Source organism: Rhodoferax sp. ZS1R25 (assembly GCF_056521335.1).
The window spans coordinates 156,998-183,401 of sequence record NZ_JBWMAZ010000003.1; the positions used below are offsets into that span (position 1 = coordinate 156,998).

Below are 26,404 nucleotides of genomic sequence, written 5' to 3' on the forward strand. Positions count from 1 at the left end.
TCGCCGGCTTGCTATGCATTTGCTAGCTGCTTGCGCACTGTTCATGGGGGCTAGCGGCCTGATTGGCACGCAAGTGTGGGCGCAGACGACCCCGGTGAAGCGCGGCGAACCCATCACGCTGAACTTCAGCAATGCCGACATTGAGGCCGTGGCCCGCACCATGGCCACGCTGACCGGGCGCAACGTGGTGGTGGACCCGCGCGTCAAGGGCAACATCACGCTGACCACGGACACTCCAGCCTCCCCGGCGCGTGCCTACAACCTGTTCCTGGCCACGCTGCGCATGCAGGGCTTCACGGTGGTGCAGGTCGATGGCATCGACAAGGTGGTGCCCGAGGCCGATGCCAAGCTGCAGGGTGGCGGCGTGTCATCCACCGAGTCGGGCAGCCCCGGCGCAGGCGGCAACCAGCTGGTCACGCAGATCATCAAGCTGCAGTACGAGAACGCCAACAACCTGGTGGCCGTGCTGCGCCCACTGATCAACCCCAACAACCCCATCAACGTGAACCCGGCAACCAACTCGCTGGTGATCACCGACTACGCCGACAACCTGCGCCGCCTGGCCCGTGTGGTGGCCGCGCTGGACGTGCCCAATGCCACCGATGTGGAAGTCATCCCCATCAAGCACGCCAACGCCAGCGACCTGGCGCCGCTGGTGCTGCGCCTGCTGGAGAGCAGCGGCACGGTGGGCACTGGCCAGGCCGATGCGAGCTTCAAGACCGCCGTGCTGGCCGAGCCGCGCAGCAACGCCCTGATCGTGCGCGCCGCCAACCAGGCGCGCCTGGCCCTGGCCCGCTCCCTCATCAGCAAGCTGGACCAGCCCACCGCAGGTGGCAACGGTGCGGCCGGCAACATCTATGTGGTCTACCTGAAGAACGCCAACGCCACCCAGTTGGCCACCACGCTGCGCGCCGCCATCAGCAACGAAGCGCGTGCGCCTGCCGCGGCCACCACGCCTGCACCCGCGGGCAACGGCGTGGCCAACGCAGCCGCCGCCAATGTGCCCAGCACAGGTGGTCAGATCCAGGCCGACCCCAGCACCAACTCGCTGATCATCACCGCCAGCGAACCGCAGTACCGCCAGCTGCGCGCCGTCATCGACAAGCTGGACGCACGCCGCGCCCAGGTCTACGTGGAGAGCCTGATTGCCGAGGTCAGCGCCGACAAGGCGGCCGAATTCGGCATCCAGTGGCAGGGCGCGCTGGGCAATGCCGGCGACGGCGTGATTGGCCTGTTGGGCACCAACTTTGGCAGCGGCGGCAAGAACATCATCAGCCTGGCCACGCAGGGTGCTGCGGGCACCGTGTCGCCCTCACGCGGTTTCAACCTGGGCGCAGCCACCAAGACCAATGGGGTCTATGTGCTGGGCTTTCTGGCGCGCTTTCTTGAAGAGTCGGGCAGCGGCAACGTGCTCTCCACACCCAACCTGCTGACGCTGGACAACGAAGAGGCCAAGATCGTCATCGGCCAAAACGTGCCCTTTGTGACCGGCCAGTTCACCAACACCGGCGGCAGCAACGGCACGGTCAACCCTTTCCAGACCATCGAGCGCAAGGACGTGGGCCTGACCCTCAAAGTCAAGCCCCAGATCAGCGAAAACGGCACCGTCAAGCTGGCCATCTACCAGGAGGTGTCCAGCGTGCTGGCCTCCACCGCCAACGCCACCAACGGCCCCACCACCAACAAGCGCACGATTGAATCCAACGTGCTGGTGGAAGACGGCGCCGTGGTGGTGCTGGGTGGCCTGCTGCAAGACGAATACGCCGGCAACCAGGAAAAGGTGCCCGGCCTGGGCGACGTGCCCTTCTTTGGCAACCTGTTCAAGAGCGAAGCCCGCAGCCGCAAGAAGACCAACCTGATGGTGTTCCTGCGGCCCGTGGTGGTGCGCGACGCCGCCGCCGTGGACCGCTTGTCCAATGACCGCTACGAACAAATGCGCAGCGGCCAACTGGTGGCCCAACCGGAAGCCAGCAGCCTGGTGCAGATCAACGAGGCAGCAGTGCTGCCTGCATTGCCGGCTAAGCCGGCGCCAACGAATCCATCACCACAACCACAACCACAACTACAACCACAACCATAACCATAACCAACCCAGGGAGTTTTTCAGAATGAAGCGTACGTTTCAGCGTCCATTGATCCGCACATTGCAGGCCACCGCACTGACAGCCGGCTTGGCCCTTGGCGCCGTCGGCCAAACCCAGACCGCCTACGACAAGCTAGATATCGGGGTCCAGATTAACAAGGGCATCAGTTTGAGTAGCTTTGCTGCCCCTTTGCCACTGCCACCCGGCGATTGGCTGGTTGTTGGGAAGGCCGAATCTAAGGTGAATCTTACGGGCGGGCGCTCCGACGTTCAGAGCTCTGCCCCCGAAGTAACGGTGAGCCTCAAAAGCACGGATGAAGGTAACCCCGTCGAACTGCTGCTCGTCACCTTCACACCAGACTCCGTGCCCATTGTCTGGCGCAGCCCGGCCTGTACTCCCTTGGTGGGGGGCGCCGGTGCCCCCTTCAAAGACGATTTCGGCACTTTGCCCAGTAGCCTGGTCTATGGCTGCGCGAAGGGGTTCTATGCAAAAGGCAATCGCAGAAATGTAGACAACCTGGCACACGCCGAGAGCAGCAGCGCGCGCTACGCGGGCTTCGTTCCCTACCTGAACACCATCAGCGAAAGTGCTGCGATGCTGCTCATGACCTTCAGTGTTGACCGAGGTCGCCGCGCCACTTATCAGTTGCACGCGCGCGCGCCATCCAACATGCTACAAGGCAATGCCTTTGACTTGGCTACCCAGGCCTGGGCCCACGAAACCGGATTGGCGATCCAGGCCGCCCTGCAGAATAAAGCGGTCGCCATCACGCCCTTTCCCACAGCATCCAGCGACAGTCCGGAAGCAGTGGCCAAGAAGCTGGACAACGCAGTGGAGATCACACTGCCCGGCAAGACCCTCCCGGGCTCCATAAAGCTCGACGAGAGCGGCCCTGCCCTGCCACTGCCTCCGGGCCAATGGAAAGTAGCCGGTCGTCGCGAGGTACACCCGTCTACAGCCAGCGCGGACAAGTCCAGCCGTGTCTACCTGACGCTGCGCAATCTGGACGCCAACGCCAGTTTGGCTGCCGCCTGGCTGGTCTACGACAGCAAACCCTATTTCAGTTCTCAGGCCTCCACCAAATGCGAAAGCAAGTCTGCCCCTATTGTGGAGAGCTACGGCACAACGCCGGAGTCGCGTGTGGCATCTTGCGCCATGGCCAATGCATTTCCCAAAAGCTTCCGTGAACGCGTGCTCAATGCCAAGACCACGGGCACTGACTGGGACAAGAGCAACCTCGCGTCATTGCTTCCCTACGCGGAAGGCTTGCCCGACGCCCATACCTGGCTGGAGCTACGCGTAGGCGCCAATGAAACACGCCGCCTGCTGTTCACCTTCTATGCTGCGCAGCCCACCAAGGTAAGCCCCGACGGGAAGTACCTCAAGGCCGTGCGCACCTGGCTGGACAAGAGCAAGGACACGATGGAAGCCTACCTCGACGGTAAATCCTCCAGCTTTCCTCCCTATCCTGACCTGGTGGACTGATCAGGCCCATGCGCTACCCCCTGCCCTACGCCTTCGCCCGTACCCAGCAGCTGCTGCTGGAAGAGGCCGGCAGCACCCTGACCCTGTGGGTGCATGCGGCCACGCCGCCGTCGGCCGTAGGGGAGACGCTGCGCAAGTACGCGGTACACAGTGTGCAGACGCAGGATGCGGCCACGCTCACGCAGCGCATCAGCGTGGCCTATGCGCAGGGCGAATCCAGCGCCGCCACGGTGATGAGCGAGGTGCAGGGTGAGGCCGATTTCTCCCGCATGATGCAGGAGCTGCCGGCGGTGGAAGACCTGCTGGAGACGGCGGACGACGCGCCCATCATCCGTATGCTCAATGCGCTGTTGACCCAGGCCGCGCGCGATGGCGCCAGTGACATCCACATCGAACCCTATGAGCGCCACAGCAGCGTGCGCTTTCGGGTGGACGGCACGCTGCGCGAGGTGGTGCAGGCGCACCGCGCGCTGCATGCGGCACTGATCTCGCGCCTCAAGATCATGGCCGACCTGGATATCTCCGAGAAGCGCCTGCCGCAGGACGGACGCATCAGCCTGCGCATCGGCACACGTGCCGTAGACGTGCGGGTGAGCACCCTGCCCAGTGCACATGGCGAGCGCGCCGTGCTGCGTTTGCTGGACAAGAGCCAGGACCAACGCAGCCTGGAGTCCGTGGGCATGCAGGGCTCGGTGCTGCAACGCTTTGAGGGCCTGATTGCCCAGCCCCACGGCATCATTCTGGTGACAGGGCCCACGGGCTCGGGCAAGACCACCACGCTGTATGCCTCGCTCTCGCGGCTGGATGCGGCGCGGCAAAACATCATGACGGTGGAAGACCCCATCGAATACGAGCTGCCCGGCGTGGGCCAGACCCAGGTCAACGCCAAGATCGAACTCACCTTTGCCAAGGCCTTGCGCGCCATCCTGCGCCAGGACCCGGACGTGATCATGGTGGGCGAAATCCGCGATTTCGAAACAGCGCAAATCGCCATCCAGGCCTCCCTGACCGGCCACCTGGTGCTGGCCACACTGCACACCAACGATGCGGCCAGCGCCGTGACGCGCCTGATCGACATGGGGGTGGAGCCGTTCCTGCTCAGTTCTTCCTTACGCGGCGTGCTGGCCCAGCGCCTGGTGCGCAAGCTGTGCACCCACTGCAGCGGCAAGGGCTGCGCGCAATGCGGCCAAACCGGCTACGCCGGGCGCACTGGCGTGTTTGAGCTGCTGGTAATGACGGACACGATTGCGGAGCTGGTGCACCACAGCGCTTCAGAAGCGGAAATTCGCAGTACATCCTTGGCAGACGGCATGGTGCCACTGCGGGACGACTGCGAACGTCTGGTGCAAAACGGCACTACCAGCCGCGAGGAAGCGCTGCGGGTGGTGCGGGACTAACAGTGCGTGCAGGCACGCATGGCAGCGTCTGTCTGCATGCGCGTTTGCTCGGTCAAGTACTCCAGAAATACGCGCGTACGCTCAGGGATGAACTTGCGGCTGGGCAAAGCGGCGTACAGCGACAGGCGACCCGCAATCCACGGGGACAAGACGCGCACCAGGGCACCACGGTTCAACAAAGGAGCCACCAGATCCACGGCCGCGGAGGTAATACCTGCGCCATCAATCGCAGCCTTGAGCAGCGTGTCGGTGTGGTTGGCCCAGAGCTTGGGCTTGACCTCAAAATCGGCGGGGGCATCGTTGCGCTCCGCATTGAGCAGGCGCCATTGGCTAAAGACCGCACTCGGTGTTTTGAGCCGTAAGGTATCGTGTTGCAGCAACTCGGTGGGGTCTTTAGGCGTGCCCTTGCGCTTCAAATAGTCTGGTGACGCCACCAGCACCGCCTGCGTCGTGGACACCTTGCGCGCGATCACATCGGCATCAAAAAAACCTTCTGTAGGCAGCAGCGTGACATCGTAATCCTCGATTGGAGGCTCGCGGAAGGACTCCACATCAATGTTCAGCGTAATGTGCGGGTACTCTGTGCCGAAGCCCGCCAGCAGCGGCGCCAGCACGTGCGTGGCCAGCACTGGTGGGGCCAGCACGCGGAGTTCACCGGTCAAGCCATGCGTCTGGGAGCTGGCGACTTCATGCGCTTCGTCAATGTCCTGCAGGATGGTGCGCACGCGGCCCAGGTAGGTCTCTCCCGCAGGACTCAGGGACACGCGGCGCGTCGTACGGTGCAGCAGGCGTGTGCCCAGGTAGTCCTCCAGGTCGGCGATCTGCCGCGTGACACCTGCCGACGACATGTCCAGCGCGCGTGCCGCTGCAGAAAAACCACCTTCGTCGATCACCTTCTGGAATACCCGCATTGACGTCAATCGATCCATGGAGTTCTTTCTTCTCAAATCAAGGTCTGGATTATTTCAAACCACGTAATACACCACTGCTTGACGAGGTATTTTTTAAATGCGCAGCCTTCTCTAAAGTCCAACCCATCGATGAGACGAACCTGAAACGCCGCCTCGATACCGTTTTCAGAACGCTGTGTCCTGCGAACGGAATCAATCACCTAGAGAAGGATTTGAATTATGAAATACGCAACCGTATCTATCGCATTGGCAGTCGCCGCATTGGTCACAGGCCACGCCCAAGCCACCGACCTTGGCAAGACCCGTGAACAAGTGCGCGCTGAACTGGCAGAAGCCCAGCGTACTGGCGATATTGCTGCCAACAAGGACGTGGGATTTGACGAATTCACACCTAGCACGGGCCGTAAACTCAATGAGTTGAACCCTGCCGCCTACCCAGCAAAACCCGCAGTGGCAGGCAAGTCCCGCGAGCAAGTGCGCTCTGAACTGGCAGAAGCCCAGCGTACCGGCGATATCGCTGCCAACAAGGACGTGGGATTTGACGAATTCACACCTAGCACGGGCCGTAAACTCAATGAGTTGAACCCTGCCGCCTACCCAGCAAAACCCGCAGTGGCAGGCAAGTCCCGAGAGCAAGTGCGCGCTGAACTGGCAGAAGCCCAGCGCACAGGTGACATCATCGCCAGTAAAGACGTGGGCGTCGACGAATTCGTCTCTGGTGCTGGTCGCAAACTCAACGAGGTGTTCCCCAACCTCTACCCCGTGCGCACTAACTAAGCGTTGAGCGAATGCAAAGGCCCTCGGAGCGGAAGCGCTCCGAGGGCCTTTTTTAACGTTGTTAGAAACGATCAGTTCACAATGAATGTCGCATCTGCCTTGTCCAGCGCGGACGAGGTGGGCAGGATGGGTTCGCTGTAGAGCAGCGAATCGCGGTGGCGCAGGAAGTTGCCGGGGATGTTGATGGACTCGAACGACACCTGGTTGGCATTGGCCCAACCGGTGCGCACCATCCACGTCGCATCCTTGTCATACAGCGCGGTGCCATCCCGCGCATCCTTCCAGATCTCGCCATTGCGGTGGCGCAGGTACTGGCCGGGGAAGTTGATGGACTCAAACGACACCGCCAGCGGATCGGCCAAGCCCGGCACCATGCGCCATTGCGAATCGGCAACCGGGCTCACGTTCGCATCGATGCGGGCGCGGCTGTTGACATGGCGAATGAACAGCGTGCTGAGCGCCGAGGCCGCAAAGCGGTTGTTGGCCGCCTGGAAGGCCGCGGGGATCACGGTCAGTGGCTTGCGCGCCATGGTCGGGGTGGACCAGGTGACGTGCATATTCGATGCGCCCGTGCCGTGCACATACTCCACCTTCACCGGGTAGTTCGTGTTGGCCGTTAGCGCAATATTGCCCTGCACCGTAGCGCGTCCACCCGCGGTCTTGTTCACCACCTGCACGTTGTTCACCCAGACACGGGCGATGTTGTCGCTGTCGGCGTAGAAGGTGTAGGTATTGGTCGCCGTGGGGCGGATGACACCGTTCCAGCGGATCGAATAATTGGTCTCGGCCACGCCGGCAGACGCATCGGGCGAGGCGGTGCCACGCTCGGTGTTCAGGTCAAAGTCGATGAGCGGGGTGATGGACGATTTCTTCAGCGTAGTGAAGTTGCCGTTGTAGTAGTCCACGCTGAACACGGGCATGTTGGCCACCGGGCCGTTCAGCGCCACCACGTCGGCCGTTGCCCAGGGGTGACCATCGGGATAGACGATGCCGTGGAACGGTGTGGTGGGTTCAGGCGCACCGTCCGGGCTGCCCCAGGGGAAGCGCGTGTTGCTGCGACCAATGCCGAATTCCCACATGATGTAGCCGGTGTTGCGGCCGCCGTAGTTGCTCACGATGCCGGGCACGGTTTGCGAGCCACGGTTCATGCTCTCCGAGTTCACCACGGTCGGGCCATAGGGGCCAGAGTAGGCTGCGTCATAGGGGTGGAACGAGAAGAAGTCCGAGAAGTACCAAGGCTCCCACTGCTGCACCGAAGGCGAGCCCACGGGTATGGTGGTCCCGGTGTCTTTGATGGCGATGCGCGCATCGTTCATCAGGATCACGTTCATGGCTTTCTGCGCGCCGCCGGAATTGCAGCCGGGCTCGTTCTGTTGCTCCCAGAACAGAATGCGGTTGTCGGTCTTGTGCGCGTTCACCACGTCTTGCACGTAGTTGCGCACCTTGGCTTTGTAGGTGGTGTAGTACGCATCCTTCACAGGGGCACCGGGCGACTGTACCCAGCGGCTGTTGTGGCGGCCGGCAATGGGCGCGCCCTGGTCACCCAGGTGGGGGTTGGGGTCCCAGCAGTCATCAAAGAAGATGGGCGTGACCTTCATGCCGTGGGCATTGGCCAGCTGCAAGAAGTTTTCAAACTTGTTCAGCAGGTCGGCCGCGTTGTTTTCCCAGTGCAGGTAATGCAGGTAGATGGCCACGGTGTTGATGCCGTAGGTCTGGGCATAGGCCAGCTCACGGTTCACGTAGGTGGCATCGTAGTTCTGCCACCACTCCAGGTAGTTCACCGTGTTGGTGGGGCTGTAGACCGCACCCTTGATGCCCGAGAAGTTGTAGGTGGGAATGGCCACGGTTCCGTTGTCCACCACGCTCACGTTGGAGAAATTGGCGGACGCGCCCATCACGCGCAGGCCGGTGGCACCCGACAGGTAGATGTCGTCGCCTGCACTGAGCACGTGCACGTTGTTCACGTACACCTCGATGTTCTTGTGCAGCGACACCACTTTCAAGTGGTAGTTGGTGTTGGCGTTGACGGTGAACGGGTAACGGATCATCTCCGTCCAGTTGTTGTTGGCGCGGCCCAGCACCACCGAGTTGTTCAGCGTGCTCAGGCCCACGTAGTAGCCCGAATACGCGTCGGCCCCCGTACCGAGGTTGCTGGCGCGCAGCACAAAGCCCGCGTCGCCCCCGGCGCCCACAGAGATATCGGCCTCCATGGTCGAGCTTTGGTAGCTGGTGCCGGCGATCATGGTCTTGCTGCCCAAGCCGGAGTTCACCGTGTGGTTGACCCCGGTGTGGGTCCAGGTGCCCCCGTAGTTGGTCCAGGTCTGGGCGAATGCCGCCGTTCCCAGGAACAACAGGAGGGTCGAGAAAAATGCATGTTTGAGTTTCATGGCGTGTCTCTTTTTGTGGTTGTGGAGTCCCGTCCGCGCCTGTCGCAACGCAGGGGGCATTCGCATAGTATTAGTAATAATTACTAATACTATGCGGGTTATCACTAATCAAAAAGAGGCTTGTTTGGCCTAGAAAGCGGGCCGCAACTATGGCGTGTACGCGGCCAGACGCGGCCGTTCGCTGGCGCTGAACTGCGTCTCTTGCAACGTGTCCAACGCAGTCTGTCGCTCGGCTTCACTGGCGTTGGCCAGCGACTGCAGCACGCGGTTCCGTTCGGCCAGGTAGGTGGCAATGCGGCCCTTCCAGGCCTGTTCATCGCGGTCCACTTCGGCCAACCGTGTGGCAGCAGCCGGGTCCAGTGCCTTGGCACGCAGGCGGAACACATCGTCCTCACTGCCGCCCTGCGCGCGCAGGGCCTGGGCCATCTCGTCCAGGCGGATCACGGCGCGCGGCGCCTCGCGGTCCTCGCGCAGCGCCTTGGGCATGGCAGTGTCCAGCGTGGCCAGTTGCTCGCGCTTTTGCGCCGCGCTGAGCTGCGGGTTGTTGGCAATGTCCAGCCGCGCCAGGGCGTCCCTGTCGGCCGCGTCTTCCAGACCAAACATGGCCTGCTCTTCCTCGGCGTTGAAGAAGCGGGTGCGCAGGGTTTGCATCGCATCAAAGCGCAGGCGCAGGGTTTTGGGCCCAGGCGGTTGCTTGGCAAACTGCGTTTCCAGCGTCACCAGCTCGCGTTTGAAATTCAGGTAGCGCCCCAGCAAGCGCTTGGCCGCTTCGGCACGCGTGGCGTCCAGAGTCTTGTCCAGCTCCGTGCGGATCTGCTGTGCAATGGTGTCCACCGATTGTTCGCCCACCGTGCTCAGGTAGTAGTCAAACAGGCGCTTGAGCTCACCATAGGCCAGCCCACCTGTGGCCGTGGCACCGGGCAGTGCGTTTAGCGCATTAGGGGTTGGCAAGCCATCGGGCACCGTGCCTTGCAGGGAACGGGCGCCCACCGATGTGGCGGCGGACGGCAGGACGGCGGATGCCTGCGCGGTATCCGCCGGACGGCTGGCCCACAGAGCCAGCGCCAGCACCGACACGCCAAGCAGGCTAGCGCCCACCCGCCCTGGGGTCGACTGCAGCAAGGCTTACAGCCCCGCGTTCTTCAGGCGGTTGGCCTGCTGGCGGAACAGCGTGACCGGGCTGGTCTCAAACAGGTTGGTCAGGCCCACGGTCTGGTTCACTTCGTCCAGGTGGTTGATCGCGTAGTCATCGCGGATCACTTTGCCCAGGCGCGAGGAGCAGCTGCTCACCAGGCCGTCGTTCTTGGCACCGGCAAACGCGAGCGATGTCAGCGCCAGCCCGGGGTCAATGATGTCCAGCACGTTGGTATAGGGCTGGGCGCCGCTCCAAGAGTAATAGGCCACGCCGTTCACGCTGTAGGCTCCTTCACCGCAGGCAGTGGTAGGCACGCCCTGGGGATGGGCTGCGTTGAACTTGGCCGTGCCCGCGGTGCTGAGCGACTGCGCAGCGGCCAACGAGTTTTGCGTGAGACCACCACCACCGGACAGGAAGTTGATGATGGTGCCCAGCCCATTGGTAATGGACACCAGCACGGTGTTGCTCAGGCTACCCGCAGGCGCCACACCCAGCAACACATCGGCCACGGCCGAGCCCTTGTTCACACCGCCGATCGAAGTGACCGAAGCCACCAGGTCAGGCCGCACCGAGGCCACATAGCGGGCGGTGGGCCCGCCATGGCTGTGGCCCATGAGGTTCACCTTGGCGGCGCCCGTAGCGGCCAGGATCTGCTTCACCTGGGTGAGCAACTGCTCGCCGCGTACCTCGGTGCTGTTGGCGGCCGCCACCTGCACCACATAGACCTTGGCGCCGTCTGCACGCAGGGCCGATGGGATGCCGTAGAAATATTCCACGGGGCCGATGTTGTCAAAGCCAAACAAGCCGTGCACCAGCACGATGGGGTACTTGGTCTGGGTGTAGCCGGCCGCGGATGCGGTGGCAGGGAACAGGCACAGGGCCAGCGCGCACGCGGCCAGCCAGGTCATCACGATTCTCTTCACAAATGTCTCCTCGGGCCCTCTGAGGGGCGATGGGGTTGAAGGGGGATACGTCGATACAACCAGTGCGACCTCTGGGGTGGGGGCGCTGTCGCGGGAGAGCTGTGGCCCAACGCTTGTGTCGGTGGATGGAGCTCTTAAATAGCACGATCGTGCTTTTATGTGAGCATAAAGGCCGGGGCAATTCTTGTCATGGTGGAAAACCCGCGAACCACGCTGCCGCTACCATTGCGCCATGCCCGCCTACTCATACGCTGCCCTGGACGCCGAAGGCAAAACCCGCACCGGCGTGCTGGAGGCCGACGCGCCGCGCGCCGCGCGCAGCCAGCTGCGGGCGCAGCATCTCGTGCCACTCAGCGTGCAGGTGCTGGGCACTGAAGCGCAAGCCAGCACCGCAGGCATGCGCGATGGGCGCCGCGCCTTCACCACCACCCAGCGTGCGGTGTGGACGCGCCAACTGGCCGGCCTGGTGTCTGCCGGCCTACCGCTGGAGCGGGCCCTGACCTCGCTGGCCGACGAGGCCGAAACCCCGGCCCAGCGCGATGTGGTGGCCACGCTGCGGTCGGAAGTGAACGGTGGCTCCACCCTGGGTGCGGCGCTGGCCCAGCACCCGCGTGAGTTCTCCAATATCTATGTGGCAGTGATTGGCGCGGGCGAGCACAGCGGCCAACTCGGTCTGGTGCTGGAGCGCCTGGCCGACGAACTGGAAGAGCAGCACACGCTGCAGTCTAAGCTGCTGGGCGCGGCGCTGTACCCCGGTGTGGTCAGCGTGGTGGCGCTGGCCATCGTGATGTTCCTGTTGGCCTATGTGGTGCCGCAGGTGGCCAATGTATTTGCAGGCTCCAAGCAGGCCTTGCCGCTGATCACGCGCGTCATGTTGGGCATCAGCGCTGCGGTGCGTTCGTATGGTTGGGTGGCGCTGATTGCTATTGTTTTAGTAGCTGGTGGCGCACGTTTGGCGTGGGCTGGGGCCGCTTTTCGCTTGAAGGTGGACGCCGCATGGCTGCGCCTGCCGATCCTGGGCCGGCTGGCGCGCAGCTACAACGCCGCGCGCTTTGCCAGCACGCTGGCCATGCTGGCCGCTGCGGGTGTGCCCATCCTCAAGGCGCTGCAGGCCGCGGCCGACACGCTGTCCAACCGCGCCATGCGCGAGGACGCGCTGCAGGCGCTGGTGCTGGTGCGCGAGGGCGCGCCGCTGGCCAGCGCACTGGCGCATGAAAAACGTTTTCCGCCACTGCTGGCCATGTTCGCCCGTCTGGGTGAGCAGACCGGCCGCCTACCCCACATGCTGGACCGCGCCGCTCTGCAGCTGCGCACCGAGGTGCAGCGCCGCGCCCTGCAACTGGCCACGCTGCTGGAGCCGCTGCTCATCGTGGCCATGGGCTTGGTGGTCATGCTCATCGTGCTGGCCGTGCTCATGCCCATCATCCAATTGAACCAATTAGTGAAGTAAACATTCCATGGCACTCACCCTCGACGGCAAACTGGTCGTCGCCATCTCCAGCCGCGCATTGTTTGACTTTGAAGAAGAGAACCAGATCTTCGAGCAGGGCGACGACCGCGCCTACATGCAGCTGCAGCGCGACCGGCTCGATATTCCGGCCAAGCCCGGCGTGGCGTTCTCGTTGGTGCAAAAGCTGCTGGCCTTCAACGAAACGCCGTCGCAGCGCGTGGAGGTGGTCATCCTCTCGCGCAACGACCCGGTCAGTGGCCTGCGTGTGATGCGCAGCGCCGCGCACTACGCGCTGCCCATCATCCGCTGCTCGTTTACGCGTGGCGAGGCGCCCTGGCGCTACCTCAAGCCGCTGCACGCCAACCTGTTTCTGAGCACCCACCTGAGCGATGTGCGCGCCGCCCTGGCGGCCGGCGTGCCTGCGGCGCAGGTGTACCCGCACAGCGCGCATGCCAGTAACGCCCACCCGGCCGAAGTACGCATTGCCTTTGACGGTGACGCCGTGCTGTTCAGCGACGAGGCCGAGCAGGTCTACCAAAGCGGCGGCCTGTCGGCGTTTCAGAAACATGAAACCGACAACGTGGCCCAGCCCCTGCCCGACGGCCCGTTCAAACCCCTGCTGGTGGCCCTGCACCGCATGCAGCAGGCCGCCATTCCGCACATGCGCATCCGCACCTCGCTGGTCACCGCGCGCAGCGCCCCGGCGCACGAGCGCGCCATCCGCACACTGATGGACTGGAACATCGAGGTGGACGAGGCCATGTTCCTGGGCGGGCTGGACAAGGGCGAGTTCCTGCGCGAGTTCGAGCCGGACTTCTTCTTTGACGACCAGACCGGCCACATCGAATCCGCCGCACGCCACGTGCCTGCCGGCCATGTGGCCAGCGGCGTAAGCAACACCCCACGTGGCTGACGCGCCAGCCGTAAAGCTTTGTAAAGCCCGTGAGAGCGCGGGCTAACCCGTAGGCCTAGCGTCGCATCCTGGCGTTGTGCAGGGCATGCATATTCCATCCCGCCCCTTGCCTCGCCGCAATGCCCTGCGCGCCTTGACCACCATGGCCCTGCTGGGCGGCAGCGGCCTGGTGCGTCAAGCCTGGGCGCAGGGCAACACTGCCCCGCTGAGTACCAACGCGCAAACCTGGCGCGTGCTGTCCCGCGTGGGCTACGGCCCCACCGCCGCGCTGGTGCAAGCCGTGCAAAGCGCGCCCACCCCGCGCGACTGGGCGCTGGCGCAGGTGGATGCCGCGTATACCGCCAGCCAACAGGCACCGCGCATTGCGCCCGAATGGGCGGGCATCAACGCCCCGCTGCCCGAGATCTTTGCCAAGTTCCGCCAGGAACGCGAAGAGCGCGGCAAAGGCAAAGAGAAAAAGCCCAAGGACAAGGACGACAAGCCCAGCCGCCAAGAGCTGCTGGCCGGTGACCCGGAGTACTTCAGCCGCTCCATCGCGCTGCAGTCTGCGGCCTGGCATCTGACCAGCTGCAGCGAGCCCGAAACCGAAAACCCCTTGCTGGCCCGCCTGACCGAGTTCTGGTTCAACCACTTCAACGTCTACAGCGGCAAGGGCGCGGTGCGCCCCTTTGTGGGCCACTACCTCATCAATGTGGCGCGCGGCCACGCGTTGGGCAAGTTTGAAGACCTGCTGCTGGCCAGCGCACGCCACCCCGCCATGCTGGCCTACCTGGACCAGGCGCAGAGCGTGGCCGAGAACGGGCGTGGCGCCATGGGCAAATCGCGCGGCCTGAACGAAAACTACGCCCGAGAACTCATGGAGCTGCACACCCTGGGCGTAAACGGCGGCTACAGGCAGACCGATGTGCGCGAGATGGCACGCGTTCTCACGGGCTGGACCGTGGGGCCGCAGGACAGCTCGGGCTTCCGCTTTGTGCCACGCCTGCACGACACGGGCAGCAAGAACGTGTTAGGCCAGCACTACTCAGGTATCTCATTCGGCGGCGGCGAGCAGGAAGGCGTGGACGCCATCCGCCTGCTGGCGCGCCATCCCAGCACTGCACAGCGCGTGTGCCTGCGCCTGGCGCAGTTCTTCATTGCCGACCAGCCCAGCCCGGTTGCAGTAAAAAAGCTCGTAGATACGTTCTCCTCCACCAGTGGTGACTTGCGTGCAGTGATGCGCACGCTGCTGCAACTGCCCGACTTCTGGCAGGCCGAGAACACGCTGTTCAAAACCCCCATGGACTACGCCTGTTCGGTGCTCACCGCTACCCAGGGCGCGCGGGAAAACCGCAACCTGTTCCTGGCCGCCGGCTTTCTGTCCAACGCGGGCCAGCCCCTGCATGGCTGGCAAACGCCTGACGGCTACGCGTTCGACGCCGCCACCTGGCTGGTGCCCGAGGCGCTCACGCGGCGCGCCGACTTTGCGCTCAGCATCGTGCGGCCCGCAGACACCAGCTTTCTCACACCATTCCTCAGCGCCACCACCCTGGCCAGCATCAATCAAGAACGCCCCGCGCTGCGCAGCGGCCTGATGCTGGCCAGCCCTGATTTCATGCGCAAGTGAGCACCCCATGACCCAACACCTCTTGAACCGCCGCAGCCTGCTGGCCACCACCTTGGGCGGCGTGGCCGCCTGGGCCGCCCCCCAGGCCTGGGCCCAATCCAGCCGCACCAATGCGGGCGACGACGCCCGGCTGGTGGTGGTGTTTTTGCGCGGCGCCTACGACGGCCTCTCGGCCCTGGTGCCGCACAGCGACGCCAACTACTACCGCCTGCGCCCCAACATCGCCATTGCCGCACCCGATGGCAGCGCGCAGACCACGCTGGCGCTGGACGCCACCTTTGGCCTGCACCCTGCGCTAGTGCCGCTGCAACCGCTGTGGCAGCAAGGCGTGCTGGCCGCCATTCCCTGTGCGGGCTCGCCCGATGCCACCCGCTCACACTTCGAAGCGCAGCACCACTGGGAAATCGGCATTCCCGGCAAGAACAGCGCCGCCCCCGGCTGGTTGAACACGTTGGCCGGCCAGCGCAAGGTGGAGGCCCTGGGTGTGGGCGAGGCCAACCCCTTGATCCTGGCTGGCAGTGCCCAGGTGCAACTGGTCCCCAAGGGTGAGGCCGCTACCAAACAAGGCGCGCTGGGCAACCCACGCACGCGGGACGCGGTGATGAACCTCTACGCGGGCAACGATGCGCTGTCCAAGACCTTCCGCGCCGGGGCCGAGAGCCGTATGGAAACCGCCAAGGCCCTCAGCGACGACGAGATGCAGGCGCAGGACATGGCCGGCGGTGCCATGGCGAACCGCAAGGAGATGGCCGCTGCCGACAACGGCGCCGGCAGCGCCAAGGGCCTGCTGCTGGACGCCCAGCACCTGAACACGCTGATGCGGCAGAACCGCGCACTGCGCCTGGGCTTCCTCTCGGCCGGCGGCTGGGACACGCATGCCAACCAGGGCAACGCCAGCGGCGCGCTGGCCAACAACCTCGGCAGCCTGGCAGCCACGCTGGTGCAGCTGCGCCGCGAGTTCTCGCGGCCCAACGATGTGGTGGCCGTGGTCAGTGAATTTGGCCGCACCAGCGGCGAGAACGGCACCCGCGGCACCGACCACGGCCACGGCAATGCGCTGTGGCTCATGGGCAACCGCGTGCAAGGCGGGCGCTGGCATGGCCGCTGGGACGGCCTGGCGCAAGGCAATCTGCACGAAGGGCGCGACCTGCCGGTGCACCATGATTTCCGTGCGGTGCTGGCCCAGGTGCTGCGCAGCACGCAGGGGATCAACGCCCAAGGGCTGGACGCGCTGTTCCCCGGTTTTGCGTGGGACGCCAAGCTCGACGGGCTCATGCGCGCCTGAGCCACAACGTAGCTTTACGTATGCATTTGGTAAACCTGTGTAAAAGCGGCTGACAGCCGCTCCAGCGCTGGCTATGCTGGTTCCATGCGCAACGTGATGCTCACACCGCCCCCCTCTTCCGCCGCCGACGAAAGCCGGCGCGCGGAGATGGCGCACCACCACGCCCAGCTGTCCGCCAATGCCGAGGCCTGGCGCCAACTGGCGCTCAAGGGCTATGGCCACACCGCCGCCAAGGTGCGCGCCACCCAGCCCGCTGCCTTGCAGCGCGAGCGCGAAGACGATGAGCTGTCCGACAGCGCCTACCAAGACCTCTGAGCGATTTCCCGGTGGCCACACCGACTACCATGCGCCCTGTGCAACCCAGGGTGTGAAGTCGGCCCCGTGCCGCGTTTTTAACCGAGGAATCCGATGGCTTTGATGACTGCTGTGGGCGCCAAGCTGGCGTCGTTCCGACAAATGATCCAGCGCGTGTGGGCCCTGTCCACACCCTACTTCTCGTCTGAGGAAAAATGGAAAGGCCGTGGCATGTTGGCCGCCATCGTTGCGCTCAACCTGGCCCTGGTGTACATGGCCGTGTTGTTCAACGACTGGAACAAGCTGTTCTACGACGCATTGCAGGACAAGAACGCCACCGTCTTTTGGGCGCAGTTGGGCCGCTTCACCTACCTCGCGTTCATCTTCATCATCATTTCGGTCTACAGGTTTTATCTGACGCAATTGCTGCAAATGCGTTGGCGTGCCTGGATGACCCGCCATTACCTCCAGCGTTGGCTCAAAGGTCAGGCCTATTACCGTCTGGAGCTTGCGCGCTTCACACAAGCCGCCAACACGACGGCCAACCCGGACAACCCGGACCAGCGTATTCAAGTGGATATCAACCAATTCACCGCCGATACGATCGCGCTATCTATGGGACTGCTTAACGCCGTGGTCACATTTGTCAGTTTTGTGGGCATTCTTTGGGGCCTTTCCGGGAGTTTTGCCTTCACGCTGGGCGGCAGTGACTACAGCATCCCTGGCTTTATGGTCTGGATGGCCGTGTTGTATTGCTCAGTGGGCAGTGTCATCACCCACTATGTGGGTCGCCGCCAGATTCCACTGAACTTTGAGCAGCAACGTGTCGAAGCTGATTTCCGGCACAACATGATGCGGGTGCGCGAATACAGTGAATCGATTGCGCTGGACAAGGGAGAAGTCGTCGCAGGACAGCAACTGCAACAGCGCTTTGGCCAGGTCCTCGGTAACTACCTGGCGCTCATCAAGGCGCAAAAGAACCTGGTCTGGTTCACCAGCTTCTTCGGCCAGGCCGCCGTCGTCTTCCCCTTCGTCGTGGCCGCACCACGCTTTTTCAGTGGCGCCATCCAACTCGGGGAGTTGATGCAAATCTCCAGTGCCTTTGGTCAGGTGCAGGGCGCGCTGAGCTGGTTTGTGGACAGCTACAGCGGCCTGGCCACCTGGCGCGCCACCACCGACCGGCTGACCAGCTTTGAAGCATCATTTAAGGCTCTAGCCCCCATAGACACTGCGCGAGCAGCTCCTGAATCCATAGCAAACGCCAATGACCTGTCGGTTCAGAACCTGGACCTGTCGCTGCCCAACGGCACCCAGCTGCTGGCCCACACCGACCTGCAGGCCCAGGGCGGCGACCGGATTCTGCTGCAAGGCCCCTCGGGCAGTGGCAAGTCCACGCTGTTCCGCGCTGTCGCCGGGATCTGGCCCTTTGCCCATGGCGCCGTGCAGGCACCGTCGGACACCATGTTCATCCCTCAGCGCCCCTACTTTCCCAATGGCCCGCTGCGCGAGGCCCTGGCCTATCCGCAGCCTCCCGGTGCGTACACCGATGCACAACTGCAGCAGGCTCTAGTGGACGCGCTCTTGCCCCAGCTGGCAGGCGAACTGGACCGCGTGGATGCCTGGAGCCAGAAGTTGTCGGGCGGCGAGCAGCAGCGTTTGGCAATTGCCCGCGTGCTGCTCAAGCAGCCGCAATGGATTTTTGCCGACGAGGCCACCAGCGCGCTGGACGAAGCGGCAGAAGCCACGCTGTACCAGCGCTTGAGCGATTTGGTGACCCGGCGCGGTGGTGGCATGGTGTCGATTGCCCACCGGCCCGCGGTCGCAGCCTTCCACACCCGGCAGTGGGTGCTGACGCCCCGTCAGGGCGAAGGGGCCTTGTTCACCTTGTCTGAAAAGCGCGCGTAACCCTTGGCCCGCAGCTCGCAGGCCGGGCAGCTGCCGCAGCCGTAGCCCCAGGCTTGCCGGTGCGTGCGGTCACCCAGGTAGCAGGTGTGGGTGTGTTCCACGACCAGATCCACCAACGCCTCGCCGCCACCGGGCACGCCCGACTGCTCGCCCAGCGCATAGGCCAGCTCCCAGGTCTGCGCCTTGTCGATCCACATCAGCGGGGTTTCGATCAGGAAGCGCTTGTCCATGCCCAGCGACAGGGCCAGCTGCAAGGCCTTCATGGTGTCGTCGCGGCAATCGGGATAGCCCGAAAAATCGGTTTCGCACACGCCGGTGACGATCACCTGCAGCCCGCGCCGGTAGGCCAGGGCGGCGGCCAGTGTCATGAACAGCAGGTTGCGCCCAGGCACAAAGGTGTTGGGCAGGCCATTGGCCTCCATCTGGAAGGCGGTGTCGCGCGTGAGTGAGGTTTCGCTCACCTCGCCCAGCACGGCCAGGTCCAACAAATGGTCTTCGCCCAGTTTGGCCGCCCATTGTGGGAAGTGGGCACGGATTTCACGCAGGACATTGAGCCGCGCGTCCAGCTCCACGCTATGGCGCTGGCGGTAGTCAAAGGCAATGGTTTCGACGCGCTCGTAGCGCGCCAGGGCATGGGCTAGGCAGGTGGTGGAGTCTTGCCCGCCGGAAAAGAGTACGAGTGCGGTGGTATGCATGGCCCGAATATTAGCTCTGTGCCGAAAGCCAATTTTTCGCCGGGGCCGCCCCAAGAAAAATTAGCCCTCTCGGAGGGCAGCGACCCGCGCAGCGGCGGAGCGTGGGTGCCCCATCCTTTCAGATGTTTTCGGTCTTTTTGATCTTGCTGGGGGTGTACACCAGCGCTTGTTTGGCCAACTCTCCGGGCACTTCGGTGGGCAGGGTCGCCACCGACGGTGTCAGCTGGTCTTTCACCTGCTCGATCTGGATGGCACTGGCGCTGGCGGTCCAGACTGTTTTGAGATGATCCATCAGCACCTGCGAGATGGGCTTGGGTGGAGGATCCTCCACTTTTTGCGGCACCGGCCGATGGATGGTCCAGTCTTTTTGGGTCGCCACCGCTTCCACCGTGTGGCCAATGGGGTCGGGTACGCTGCTGTAGGGACCGCCGGCTTCCTGCGGTTTCAAGGCGGGATTGACCATGTCGATCACACCTGGACTGCGCTCAACAGACGGGCTGGGGCTGACAGAGGGATTCACCGGCGCAACTGGGATAACCCTATTTGCCCCAGACGAAGCCGCATCTACGCCTGAGGGGCGCACATGCGGGTTTCGATCAATGGATGGCAATTGCATTTTGGTAGGCCTTTCGGCCCCTCCGGTTACTTTTAGGAGTTGACGTACGTTTCTTAACGGCAGATTTAGGGGGTTATTTAGGCCTATTTTTGAAATATTTAAGAAATGTTCGCGCGCCGGGCAGGCAGATCCTCCGGAATGCACCAAAACAGTGCAAAGACCCAACATCAATAGCGGACCAGTGCGCGATAAGTCAAAACAGTACTGCCTTCCGCAGGCACATTGACCTTCCAAACCGCGGTATTGGCGGCGCCTTTGGTGTGGGTGTGGCTGCTGCTCACAATTTGCCAGTCGCCGGGCACGGGCTCTTGGACGGTGACGGTCACCGCTTCTTTTTTAGCGTTCTTCAGCACCAGCTCGTACGCGCTTTCAAACACGTAGTTGTATTTGCTGGTGCCGCTGAGCTTTTTGAAATCGGTCTGCTTTTTGTCGGCGGTCACGTCGAACGCGTCACCCAGTTTGAGGCGCACTTTCTCGTTCTTCGGCGTGTGGTCCACGCGGTCCTCGCCAATAAACTGTGCATTACCCGCGCCGTCTTTTTTGTACACCCGCACCACGCCTTTGGGCAGAGGCATACCCAGGTGCGCGCTCTCCTTGTTGTCAAACTCGACGAACACCCCCACCTTGATCTTCTGGCCCAGCTCGCCCGAGGCGCCCTGGTAGTAATAGTCGTTGCCCTGCAGCAGCAGTTCTTTGCGGGCTGGCACGCCAGTGGCTGACAGCAGTGCGACCTGCTTGGTCTGGTTCTCGGCAATGGAGGTGGGGCGGCCCAGGGTGTACAGGTGGTATTCAAACAGCGACTCTTCTGCCATGCGCGAATCCTTGGCCATGGCCATGGCGGGAGCCGCCATCGTCTGCACCCGGCCTCTGAGCATTTCCGGCGCGACCTGGTTCACATCGCCGGCGACCAGTTGCAGCTTGGCATTGCGGTAGCTGGCACCGCTGGTGTTGGTGAGCGTGACCCAGCCGGAAATGTCGAGCTTGTCGTCGGTCGCGTTGAGCTCCACCACGTAATCGGCCTTCCACGCCAGTCCGCCAGTCAGGTAGCTGAGCTCCACGTCTTGCTGGGCCGCGCCCGTATTGTCTAGCGCCATCACCAGCGTGGGGCGGTCGCGTAGGTTGGCAGGCACATCGCCAAATACCAAACGCCCAGGAATGCCGGTCTCAATGCGCTGTCCAATTTTCAGCACCACACCATTGTTGGCCGAGAGCACGGTGGCGACTTCGCTGGTCTCTACCCCGGTTGCAGGGTTGGTACGCACCACATTCACGGTTTGGCCCACGTACTTCTCCAGCATCTTCTGGGGCGTGAGCAAATCAAAGTCAAAGTTTTGCTCCAGCACGCTAAAGCTGCCGGGTGCACTCACACTGCGCAGCTGCGCCGTCTCGGGCCGCATGCGCGCGCTGACATCACGAAACGCCAGCGCCGTTGCGCCAGGCTTGAGCGAAACGCGCCGCTGGTCTTTTACCAGGGCTAGGTTCTCGTTGTAGATAGTGACGGCAACCTCTTGCTGGTCGGCCAGCGTGCTGCGCTGCTCGGTGGTTTGGGCCAGGGTGGCCTGGGCCAACAGCGCCAAGGCGGCCAGGGCAAAAGGGGCGGAGACAGTACGCATGTAGGGCTTTCTGCAAAACGGTGAAGGGGCTGGTAGCCATAAGGCTGCTGGGCACAGGCAGCATAGCGCCTGTGCCCAGCCTCCATGCAACGCGAGGCCCCCTCCACACGCTGACTGTGTTGCAGAGTGTTACCTCCTGCAGCCCACTCGGTGAAGATGCGCGTTCAACTCAGCAGCTTGATGAGCCCGTCGGGATGCAGCGCCCAACCCGCCAAGCCTGCGGCACCCATCACGAACCCAAACCCCGACGGCAGCAATGCCAACAGGTACAGCCAGGGCAGCTGCGTGAGCGAGGCCACAGCCAGCAGAGAGATGGCAATCGCGATGGACGCATCGGACAGGTCGAACTGATCGTCGCGGTAATTGAACGCGTCGTAGTTGGCCTGGTCCTTTTCGGCTTGGCGCTTGAGCTCGTCCTTCTTGCTGTTCTGCTCTTTGGCCAGGGTTTCATAGGCCTGGATTTTCTCTGCATACGCAGCTTGCTGCTTAGGGGTGGCCGCCAGCGCCTGCACACGGAGTTGCACCAGGGTGGACTTGGCCACTTCCTCGCGGATATTGCGGGCCTGGTAGAACTGCCAGTGGTCCAGCTTGTCGGCCTGGGCCTGCTGCATGGCCTGAACGATGTTGTCGTCCTTGACCTTGCAAATGCCCATGAAGGTGGCCAGCAGCGCTACGGTAATGGCCACAGCCGGATTCAACCAGGCCGCACGCGGCTTGCCTGCGCCCGATTGGGCCGTTTCAACTATCTCCAGTGGATCAATGCCCATGTCGTTTCCTTGTATGCACAGCTAAAAACTGGTGGCCACCATCACGATGACTGCAGCCACCATCACCACCGTCGCGGTCCAGCCCAGCCACCGATGTTTGCGGCTGATGGTATGCCGGCCCATCAAACGGGACGACTGACCTATCCACATCAGCGCTGCCATGATAGGAACCGAGATCACACCATTGACGATGGCGCTCCAGACCAAGGCCTGCATGGGGTCTACTTCCAGATACCCAATGAGGGTACCGATGCCGGTGGCCGCCACGATGATCAGGTAGAAGCCCTTGGCCTCATGGAAGTCGTGCGAAAGCCCAGCCTTCCAGCCATACAACTCGCTCACCGCATAGGCGGCCGAGCCCGCCAGCACCGGCACCGCCAACAGCCCCGTGCCAATGATGCCGAGTGCAAACACCGCAAAAGCGAACTCGCCCGCCACGGGCCGCAGCGCCTCTGCAGCCTGTGCCGAGGTCTGGATGGACGTGACGCCTTGCATATTGAGCGTCACAGCCGTGGCCACCACAATGCACAGCGCGATGACATTGGAGAAGGTCATGCCCACAAAGGTGTCTTGCTTGATGCGGGACAAATGCTCGGCTGCGTACTCGGGGTGCAGCCGAAGTGCTTGCGCGTCGGGCCTGCGGTGGTTGTCTTCCACCTCTTGCGCTGCTTGCCAGAAGAACAGGTAGGGGCTGATGGTGGTGCCCAGCACTGCCACCACCATGGCAGCGTAATCCTTGAGCGACACGCCCGAAGGAAAAAACTGCCAGGGATGCAGCGACTCCGTGAAGGCCTTGCGCCAGGGCACATGCACTGTGAGGATGACTGCGAAATAGGCGAACAGCACCAGCGTGAGCCATTTGAGAATGCGCACCGTACGCTCGTAAGAAAAGAAGACCTGGGTGGCAACGCACACCAGGCCCAAGCCCAGCACATACAGCGCCAGCGGCCCGCCTACCAACAGGCGCAGGGCCTCGCCCATCGCGCCAATGTCCGCCGCAATATTGATGGTATTGGCCAATACCAGCAGCGCAACCAGTCCGGTGGTCAACCAGCGCGGGAACATCTTGTTGATGTTGGCTGCCAGCCCCTCGCCTGTGACCCAGCCGATGCGGGCCGACAGCATCTGGATGCCAATCATCAGCGGGGTGGTGAGCAGCAAAGTCCAGACCAACCCAAAGCGAAATTGTGAACCCGCCTGGGAATAGGTTGCGATGCCGCTGGGGTCATCGTCTGCAGCCCCTGTGATCAGGCCCGGGCCGAGCCTGCGGACAAATTCTTTTGCGGTTTGGGTCACCATGGAAACCTCTTTTGGCAACTGGCGTGAACGCCAGTTGGCTTGCGGCGCATGCAGAAAGAAGCTATGCGGTGCTCAACTCGGACGAAGGCCCGGAACTGTGTGGGTCCATGGCATTGGCCGGTAGTGAATGACGAGCGCGATTCTAGAAAGCCTGCGCAACTTTCATGCGCCTACCCGTGTAAAGACGGGGTAAAGGAGCGGCCAGAAGTTGGGCGATAGACTCCGCAGCTCAAGCACCTGGCGCAAATACATGCGCGTGGCCCTGCACCGAGATACTGACGGTGGCGCCCACCGCAGGTGCGTGCAGGCCGGGGCTACGCACCAGCAGCGGCGTGCTGCCCTCATCGGACAGCAGGCGCACGGTGAGTTCAGACACCGGGCCGCAAAAGTCGGCTTCTAGCACCACGCCCAAGCAGGCGTTGGCATCGGCATCCGAACCATCGCTGGCCACCTCGGTCAGCTGCAGTTGCTCAGGGCGCAGCATGATCTGGCCGGTCCCACTGCGCTGCACTTCGTGGGTGGCAATGCGGCCCAACGCGCACTCAGCCCAACCGGCGGACAGCTGCGCAGACAAGACCACGGCCTCACCCAGAAAATTGGCAGTCGCCGGGTCCGAGGGGCGCAAGTACAGGTCCAGCGGGCGTCCCACCTGGGCCAGACGGCCCTCACGCATCACGGCGACCTGGTCTGCAAATGACAGGGCCTCGGCCTGATCATGGGTGACCAGAATGGTGGTGATGCCTGCGGACTGCAGCAGCTGGGCCACGGCCTTGCGTGTGGCCGCACGCAAACCGGTGTCGAGTGCGGAAAAGGGCTCGTCCAGCAGCATCAGCCGCGGCCGCAAGGCCAGCGCGCGTGCCAGTGCCACACGCTGCTGCTGGCCACCCGACAGCTCGTGCGGGCGGCGCTGCAGCATGGCCCTGTCCAACGCCACCATCTCCATCAATTCGTCAATGCGTTGGGCGCGCTGGGGCGTATGCCGTGGCAAGCCAAAGCCCACGTTGTCAGCCACGCTCAGGTGGGGGAACAAGGCCCCATCTTGCGGAACATAGCCAATACCGCGCAAGTGCGCCGGCACGATGGCCGGGCCATCGGCCAGCAGTTGGTCTCCCAACACCACCCGGCCCGCATCGGGCGCCTCAAAGCCCGCAATGATGCGCAGCAGGCTGGTCTTGCCCGACCCCGAGGGGCCGACGATGGCGGTGCGACTGCCTTCACGTACTTGCAGGTCAATGCCTGCCAGTGCGGTAACGGCGCCGTAGGTTTTGTGCACTGCGTGCAAGTCAAGGGTAGTCATCGTCCGGCAATGCGTCTGGATTGAAGGTAAAGCAGCCAGGTCAGGGGCAGCGACAGCAGCACCATGATCAGCGCATAGGGCGCTGCACCCGCGTAATCGATCTCGCTGCTATGGGACCAGAAAGCGGTGGCCAACGTCTGCGTGCCATTGGGCGACAGCAACAGCGTAGCGGTGAGTTCGTTGGTAATGGCCAAAAACACCATGGCCACGCCCGAGGCCGCGCCAGGAGCCGCCAGCCGCATGGTGATCTGCCACAGAGCCTGGGTGGGCGAGCGGCCCAGGCTGCGTGCGGCCTGCTCCAGTTCCACCGGTGCTTGGGCAATGCCTGCGCGCAGACTGACCAGTGCGCGCGGCAGGAACATCAACACATAGGCCAACAATACGGTGACCACGGTTTGGTAAATGGGCAGTGCCACCCGCACCGTGATGGTCACCAGCGCCAGCGCCACCACAATGCCCGGCAGGGAACCGGCCAAATAATTGCCGCCTTCCAGCAGGCGCTGGATGCGCCCTGGTGCGCGAATAGACAGCCAAGCCATGGGCACTGAGACCACCGTGGTCAACACCGCTCCGGCCAGAGCCAGCATCAGGGTTTGCCACAACGCGGGACCCAGCTCGGGCAGATTCCACACGCTGGCGCCACCGGCCACCAACCAGCGCGCCAGCGTGACCAAGGGCACGCCCAGAGACAGCACGGCGGTCACCACGGGTAGCAGCAGGCACAGCGTGGACAGGCGCCCCAATCGGCTGCGCTGTGGCTGCCGCGCAGAGCCGGAGCCGACACGGGCATAGCGCTCGTGCCCGCGGGTTCCCGACTCGAAGCCCAGCAGCACAAAGCAACACACCACCAACACCCCCGCCAGCATATTGGCCGCGGGACCGTTGTAGGTGGACTGAAACTGGTCCACGATGGCCGTGGTGAAGGTGTCAAAACGGATCGTCACGTACAAGCCGTACTCGGCCAGCAGATGCAGGCCCACCAGCAAGGCACCGCCCCAAATCGCCAAGCGCAATTGCGGCAACACCACACGGAAAAACACTTCCCAGGGACCTTCGCCCAGCGAGGCCGCAGCGTCTTCCATCGCGGGGTCCAACCTGCGCAAGGCTGCTGCCACCGGCAGATACAGAAACGGGAAATACGCGACCACGGACACCAGCACGCCACCACCCAGGCCATGCAGGCCAGGTACCAGGCTGATCCAGGCATAGCTGTGCACAAAGGCCGGCACGGCCAAGGGGGCCGCGGCGAGCCAGGCCCAAGTGCGCGCCCCGGGCAAATCACTGCGTTCGGTCAACCAGGCCAGCGCCACGGCCAATACGACGCAGATGGGCACGGTCACCAGCACCAGCAAACCGGTGTTGACCAGCAGTTCACCCACACGGGGACGGAACACCAATGCAGACACTGTGGTCCAGCCAGACTGAATACCCACCCACGCCACAAAACCCAGTGGCAGCAGGGCAGCCAGCGTTACCAGCACCGCGGCAACGGTCACCCAAGACCAACGCCCTGGCCGCGCAATGCGCAGCAAGGGCGTAGTGACGCGGATCGAAGAGGCGGTCAA

At 63.3% G+C, this 26,404-nt stretch carries 21 protein-coding genes; 10 read left to right on the plus strand and 11 right to left on the minus strand.

Going from position 1 to position 26,404, the window contains the following annotated elements; all coding sequences use genetic code 11:
- Positions 1-13 precede the first annotated feature (13 nt).
- The 3 genes from gspD to AC097R_RS18610 are packed head-to-tail and all read left to right on the plus strand — an operon-like array spanning position 14 to position 4,966.
- On the plus strand, positions 14-2,080 hold the full coding sequence (gene gspD / locus AC097R_RS18600) for a type II secretion system secretin GspD (RefSeq protein ID WP_479599707.1): 2,067 nt from the start codon (positions 14-16) through the stop codon (positions 2,078-2,080).
- A gap of 28 nt (positions 2,081-2,108) precedes the next feature.
- Positions 2,109-3,569, plus strand: a complete 1,461-nt coding sequence (locus AC097R_RS18605; protein ID WP_479599708.1) for a hypothetical protein — start codon at positions 2,109-2,111, stop codon at positions 3,567-3,569.
- Positions 3,570-3,577: 8 nt separating this feature from the next.
- Entirely contained in the window at positions 3,578-4,966 is a 1,389-nt protein-coding gene (locus tag AC097R_RS18610) for a GspE/PulE family protein (protein WP_479599709.1), read from the plus strand.
- Here the strand turns inward: AC097R_RS18610 and AC097R_RS18615 are convergent.
- A complete protein-coding gene (locus AC097R_RS18615; RefSeq protein WP_479599710.1) occupies positions 4,963-5,895 on the minus strand; it encodes a LysR family transcriptional regulator in 933 nt (310 codons plus the stop codon). The genes AC097R_RS18610 and AC097R_RS18615 overlap by 4 nt on opposite strands.
- A 201-nt stretch (positions 5,896-6,096) precedes the next feature.
- On the opposite strand from AC097R_RS18615, the gene AC097R_RS18620 reads away from it, so the two are divergent.
- Positions 6,097-6,654 (plus strand): DUF4148 domain-containing protein, encoded by a 558-nt coding sequence (locus tag AC097R_RS18620; protein ID WP_479599711.1) that lies wholly within the window; start codon positions 6,097-6,099, stop codon positions 6,652-6,654.
- Positions 6,655-6,725: 71 nt separating this feature from the next.
- Here AC097R_RS18620 and AC097R_RS18625 read toward each other — a convergent pair whose 3' ends face one another.
- The 3 genes from AC097R_RS18625 to AC097R_RS18635 all read right to left on the minus strand — a co-directional run bounded on the left by AC097R_RS18625 (position 6,726) and on the right by AC097R_RS18635 (position 11,084).
- Positions 6,726-9,041: an AbfB domain-containing protein gene (locus AC097R_RS18625; protein WP_479599712.1), complete on the minus strand. Its 2,316-nt coding sequence runs from the start codon at positions 9,039-9,041 to the stop codon at positions 6,726-6,728.
- Positions 9,042-9,188: 147 nt separating this feature from the next.
- Positions 9,189-10,163 (minus strand): lipase secretion chaperone, encoded by a 975-nt coding sequence (locus tag AC097R_RS18630; protein WP_479599713.1) that lies wholly within the window; start codon positions 10,161-10,163, stop codon positions 9,189-9,191.
- A gap of 3 nt (positions 10,164-10,166) precedes the next feature.
- Entirely contained in the window at positions 10,167-11,084 is a 918-nt protein-coding gene (locus AC097R_RS18635) for a lipase family alpha/beta hydrolase (RefSeq protein WP_479599885.1), read from the minus strand.
- Between the two features lie 247 nt (positions 11,085-11,331).
- Between AC097R_RS18635 and gspF the strand changes: the two genes are divergently transcribed.
- From gspF to AC097R_RS18665, 6 genes are all read left to right on the plus strand, one after another.
- On the plus strand, positions 11,332-12,549 hold the full coding sequence (gene gspF, locus AC097R_RS18640) for a type II secretion system inner membrane protein GspF (protein WP_479599714.1): 1,218 nt from the start codon (positions 11,332-11,334) through the stop codon (positions 12,547-12,549).
- Between the two features lie 7 nt (positions 12,550-12,556).
- Positions 12,557-13,462 carry a 5'-nucleotidase gene (locus AC097R_RS18645; RefSeq protein WP_479599715.1) on the plus strand — a complete coding sequence of 302 codons (906 nt, stop codon included), beginning with the start codon at positions 12,557-12,559 and terminating at the stop codon, positions 13,460-13,462.
- An 85-nt stretch (positions 13,463-13,547) separates the two neighbouring features.
- Positions 13,548-15,068, plus strand: a complete 1,521-nt coding sequence (locus AC097R_RS18650) for a DUF1800 domain-containing protein (protein WP_479599716.1) — start codon at positions 13,548-13,550, stop codon at positions 15,066-15,068.
- Between the two features lie 7 nt (positions 15,069-15,075).
- Entirely contained in the window at positions 15,076-16,353 is a 1,278-nt protein-coding gene (locus tag AC097R_RS18655) for a DUF1501 domain-containing protein (protein WP_479599717.1), read from the plus strand.
- 84 nt (positions 16,354-16,437) lie between these two features.
- Positions 16,438-16,668 carry a hypothetical protein gene (locus tag AC097R_RS18660; protein ID WP_479599718.1) on the plus strand — a complete coding sequence of 77 codons (231 nt, stop codon included), beginning with the start codon at positions 16,438-16,440 and terminating at the stop codon, positions 16,666-16,668.
- Between the two features lie 93 nt (positions 16,669-16,761).
- Entirely contained in the window at positions 16,762-18,552 is a 1,791-nt protein-coding gene (locus AC097R_RS18665; protein ID WP_479599719.1) for an ABC transporter ATP-binding protein/permease, read from the plus strand.
- Here AC097R_RS18665 and queC read toward each other — a convergent pair.
- The 7 genes from queC to AC097R_RS18700 all read right to left on the minus strand — a co-directional run bounded on the left by queC (position 18,507) and on the right by AC097R_RS18700 (position 26,404).
- Positions 18,507-19,247: a 7-cyano-7-deazaguanine synthase QueC gene (gene queC, locus AC097R_RS18670; RefSeq protein ID WP_479599720.1), complete on the minus strand. Its 741-nt coding sequence runs from the start codon at positions 19,245-19,247 to the stop codon at positions 18,507-18,509. The two genes, AC097R_RS18665 and queC, sit on opposite strands and share 46 nt — an antisense overlap.
- Positions 19,248-19,365: 118 nt before the next feature.
- Positions 19,366-19,710, minus strand: coding sequence for a hypothetical protein (locus tag AC097R_RS18675; protein ID WP_479599721.1), 345 nt, complete (start codon positions 19,708-19,710; stop codon positions 19,366-19,368).
- A gap of 320 nt (positions 19,711-20,030) precedes the next feature.
- The gene (locus AC097R_RS18680) at positions 20,031-21,476 is read right to left on the minus strand and encodes a DUF4139 domain-containing protein (RefSeq protein WP_479599722.1); all 1,446 of its coding nucleotides are present in this window, start codon (positions 21,474-21,476) and stop codon (positions 20,031-20,033) included.
- A 164-nt stretch (positions 21,477-21,640) separates the two neighbouring features.
- Complete coding sequence (locus AC097R_RS18685; RefSeq protein WP_479599723.1) at positions 21,641-22,243, minus strand: DUF4337 domain-containing protein; 603 nt, start codon at positions 22,241-22,243, stop codon at positions 21,641-21,643.
- Between the two features lie 21 nt (positions 22,244-22,264).
- Complete coding sequence (locus tag AC097R_RS18690; RefSeq protein ID WP_479599724.1) at positions 22,265-23,542, minus strand: NRAMP family divalent metal transporter; 1,278 nt, start codon at positions 23,540-23,542, stop codon at positions 22,265-22,267.
- 229 nt (positions 23,543-23,771) lie between these two features.
- Positions 23,772-24,839, minus strand: a complete 1,068-nt coding sequence (locus AC097R_RS18695) for an ABC transporter ATP-binding protein (protein ID WP_479599725.1) — start codon at positions 24,837-24,839, stop codon at positions 23,772-23,774.
- Positions 24,836-26,404 carry an ABC transporter permease gene (locus tag AC097R_RS18700; RefSeq protein WP_479599726.1) on the minus strand — a complete coding sequence of 523 codons (1,569 nt, stop codon included), beginning with the start codon at positions 26,402-26,404 and terminating at the stop codon, positions 24,836-24,838. Before AC097R_RS18700 ends, AC097R_RS18695 begins: the two co-directional genes overlap by 4 nt.

Excerpts from the sequence above, each read along its gene's own strand:
- AC097R_RS18645 (WP_479599715.1), top strand. The coding sequence starts at position 12,557 with ATGGCACTCACCCTCGACGGCAAACTGGTCGTCGCCATCTCCAGCCGC.
- gspD (WP_479599707.1), top strand. The coding sequence starts at position 14 with ATGCATTTGCTAGCTGCTTGCGCACTGTTCATGGGGGCTAGCGGCCTG.
- AC097R_RS18690 (WP_479599724.1), bottom strand. The coding sequence starts at position 23,542 with ATGGTGACCCAAACCGCAAAAGAATTTGTCCGCAGGCTCGGCCCGGGC.
- AC097R_RS18680 (WP_479599722.1), bottom strand. The coding sequence starts at position 21,476 with ATGCGTACTGTCTCCGCCCCTTTTGCCCTGGCCGCCTTGGCGCTGTTG.
- AC097R_RS18655 (WP_479599717.1), top strand. The coding sequence starts at position 15,076 with ATGACCCAACACCTCTTGAACCGCCGCAGCCTGCTGGCCACCACCTTG.
- AC097R_RS18610 (WP_479599709.1), top strand. The coding sequence starts at position 3,578 with ATGCGCTACCCCCTGCCCTACGCCTTCGCCCGTACCCAGCAGCTGCTG.
- queC (WP_479599720.1), bottom strand. The coding sequence starts at position 19,247 with ATGCATACCACCGCACTCGTACTCTTTTCCGGCGGGCAAGACTCCACC.
- gspF (WP_479599714.1), top strand. The coding sequence starts at position 11,332 with ATGCCCGCCTACTCATACGCTGCCCTGGACGCCGAAGGCAAAACCCGC.
- AC097R_RS18675 (WP_479599721.1), bottom strand. The coding sequence starts at position 19,710 with ATGGTCAATCCCGCCTTGAAACCGCAGGAAGCCGGCGGTCCCTACAGC.
- AC097R_RS18605 (WP_479599708.1), top strand. The coding sequence starts at position 2,109 with ATGAAGCGTACGTTTCAGCGTCCATTGATCCGCACATTGCAGGCCACC.
- AC097R_RS18635 (WP_479599885.1), bottom strand. The coding sequence starts at position 11,084 with ATGACCTGGCTGGCCGCGTGCGCGCTGGCCCTGTGCCTGTTCCCTGCC.
- AC097R_RS18665 (WP_479599719.1), top strand. The coding sequence starts at position 16,762 with ATGGCTTTGATGACTGCTGTGGGCGCCAAGCTGGCGTCGTTCCGACAA.
- AC097R_RS18620 (WP_479599711.1), top strand. The coding sequence starts at position 6,097 with ATGAAATACGCAACCGTATCTATCGCATTGGCAGTCGCCGCATTGGTC.
- AC097R_RS18650 (WP_479599716.1), top strand. The coding sequence starts at position 13,548 with ATGCATATTCCATCCCGCCCCTTGCCTCGCCGCAATGCCCTGCGCGCC.
- AC097R_RS18660 (WP_479599718.1), top strand. The coding sequence starts at position 16,438 with ATGCGCAACGTGATGCTCACACCGCCCCCCTCTTCCGCCGCCGACGAA.
- AC097R_RS18685 (WP_479599723.1), bottom strand. The coding sequence starts at position 22,243 with ATGGGCATTGATCCACTGGAGATAGTTGAAACGGCCCAATCGGGCGCA.
- AC097R_RS18615 (WP_479599710.1), bottom strand. The coding sequence starts at position 5,895 with ATGGATCGATTGACGTCAATGCGGGTATTCCAGAAGGTGATCGACGAA.
- AC097R_RS18625 (WP_479599712.1), bottom strand. The coding sequence starts at position 9,041 with ATGAAACTCAAACATGCATTTTTCTCGACCCTCCTGTTGTTCCTGGGA.
- AC097R_RS18695 (WP_479599725.1), bottom strand. The coding sequence starts at position 24,839 with ATGACTACCCTTGACTTGCACGCAGTGCACAAAACCTACGGCGCCGTT.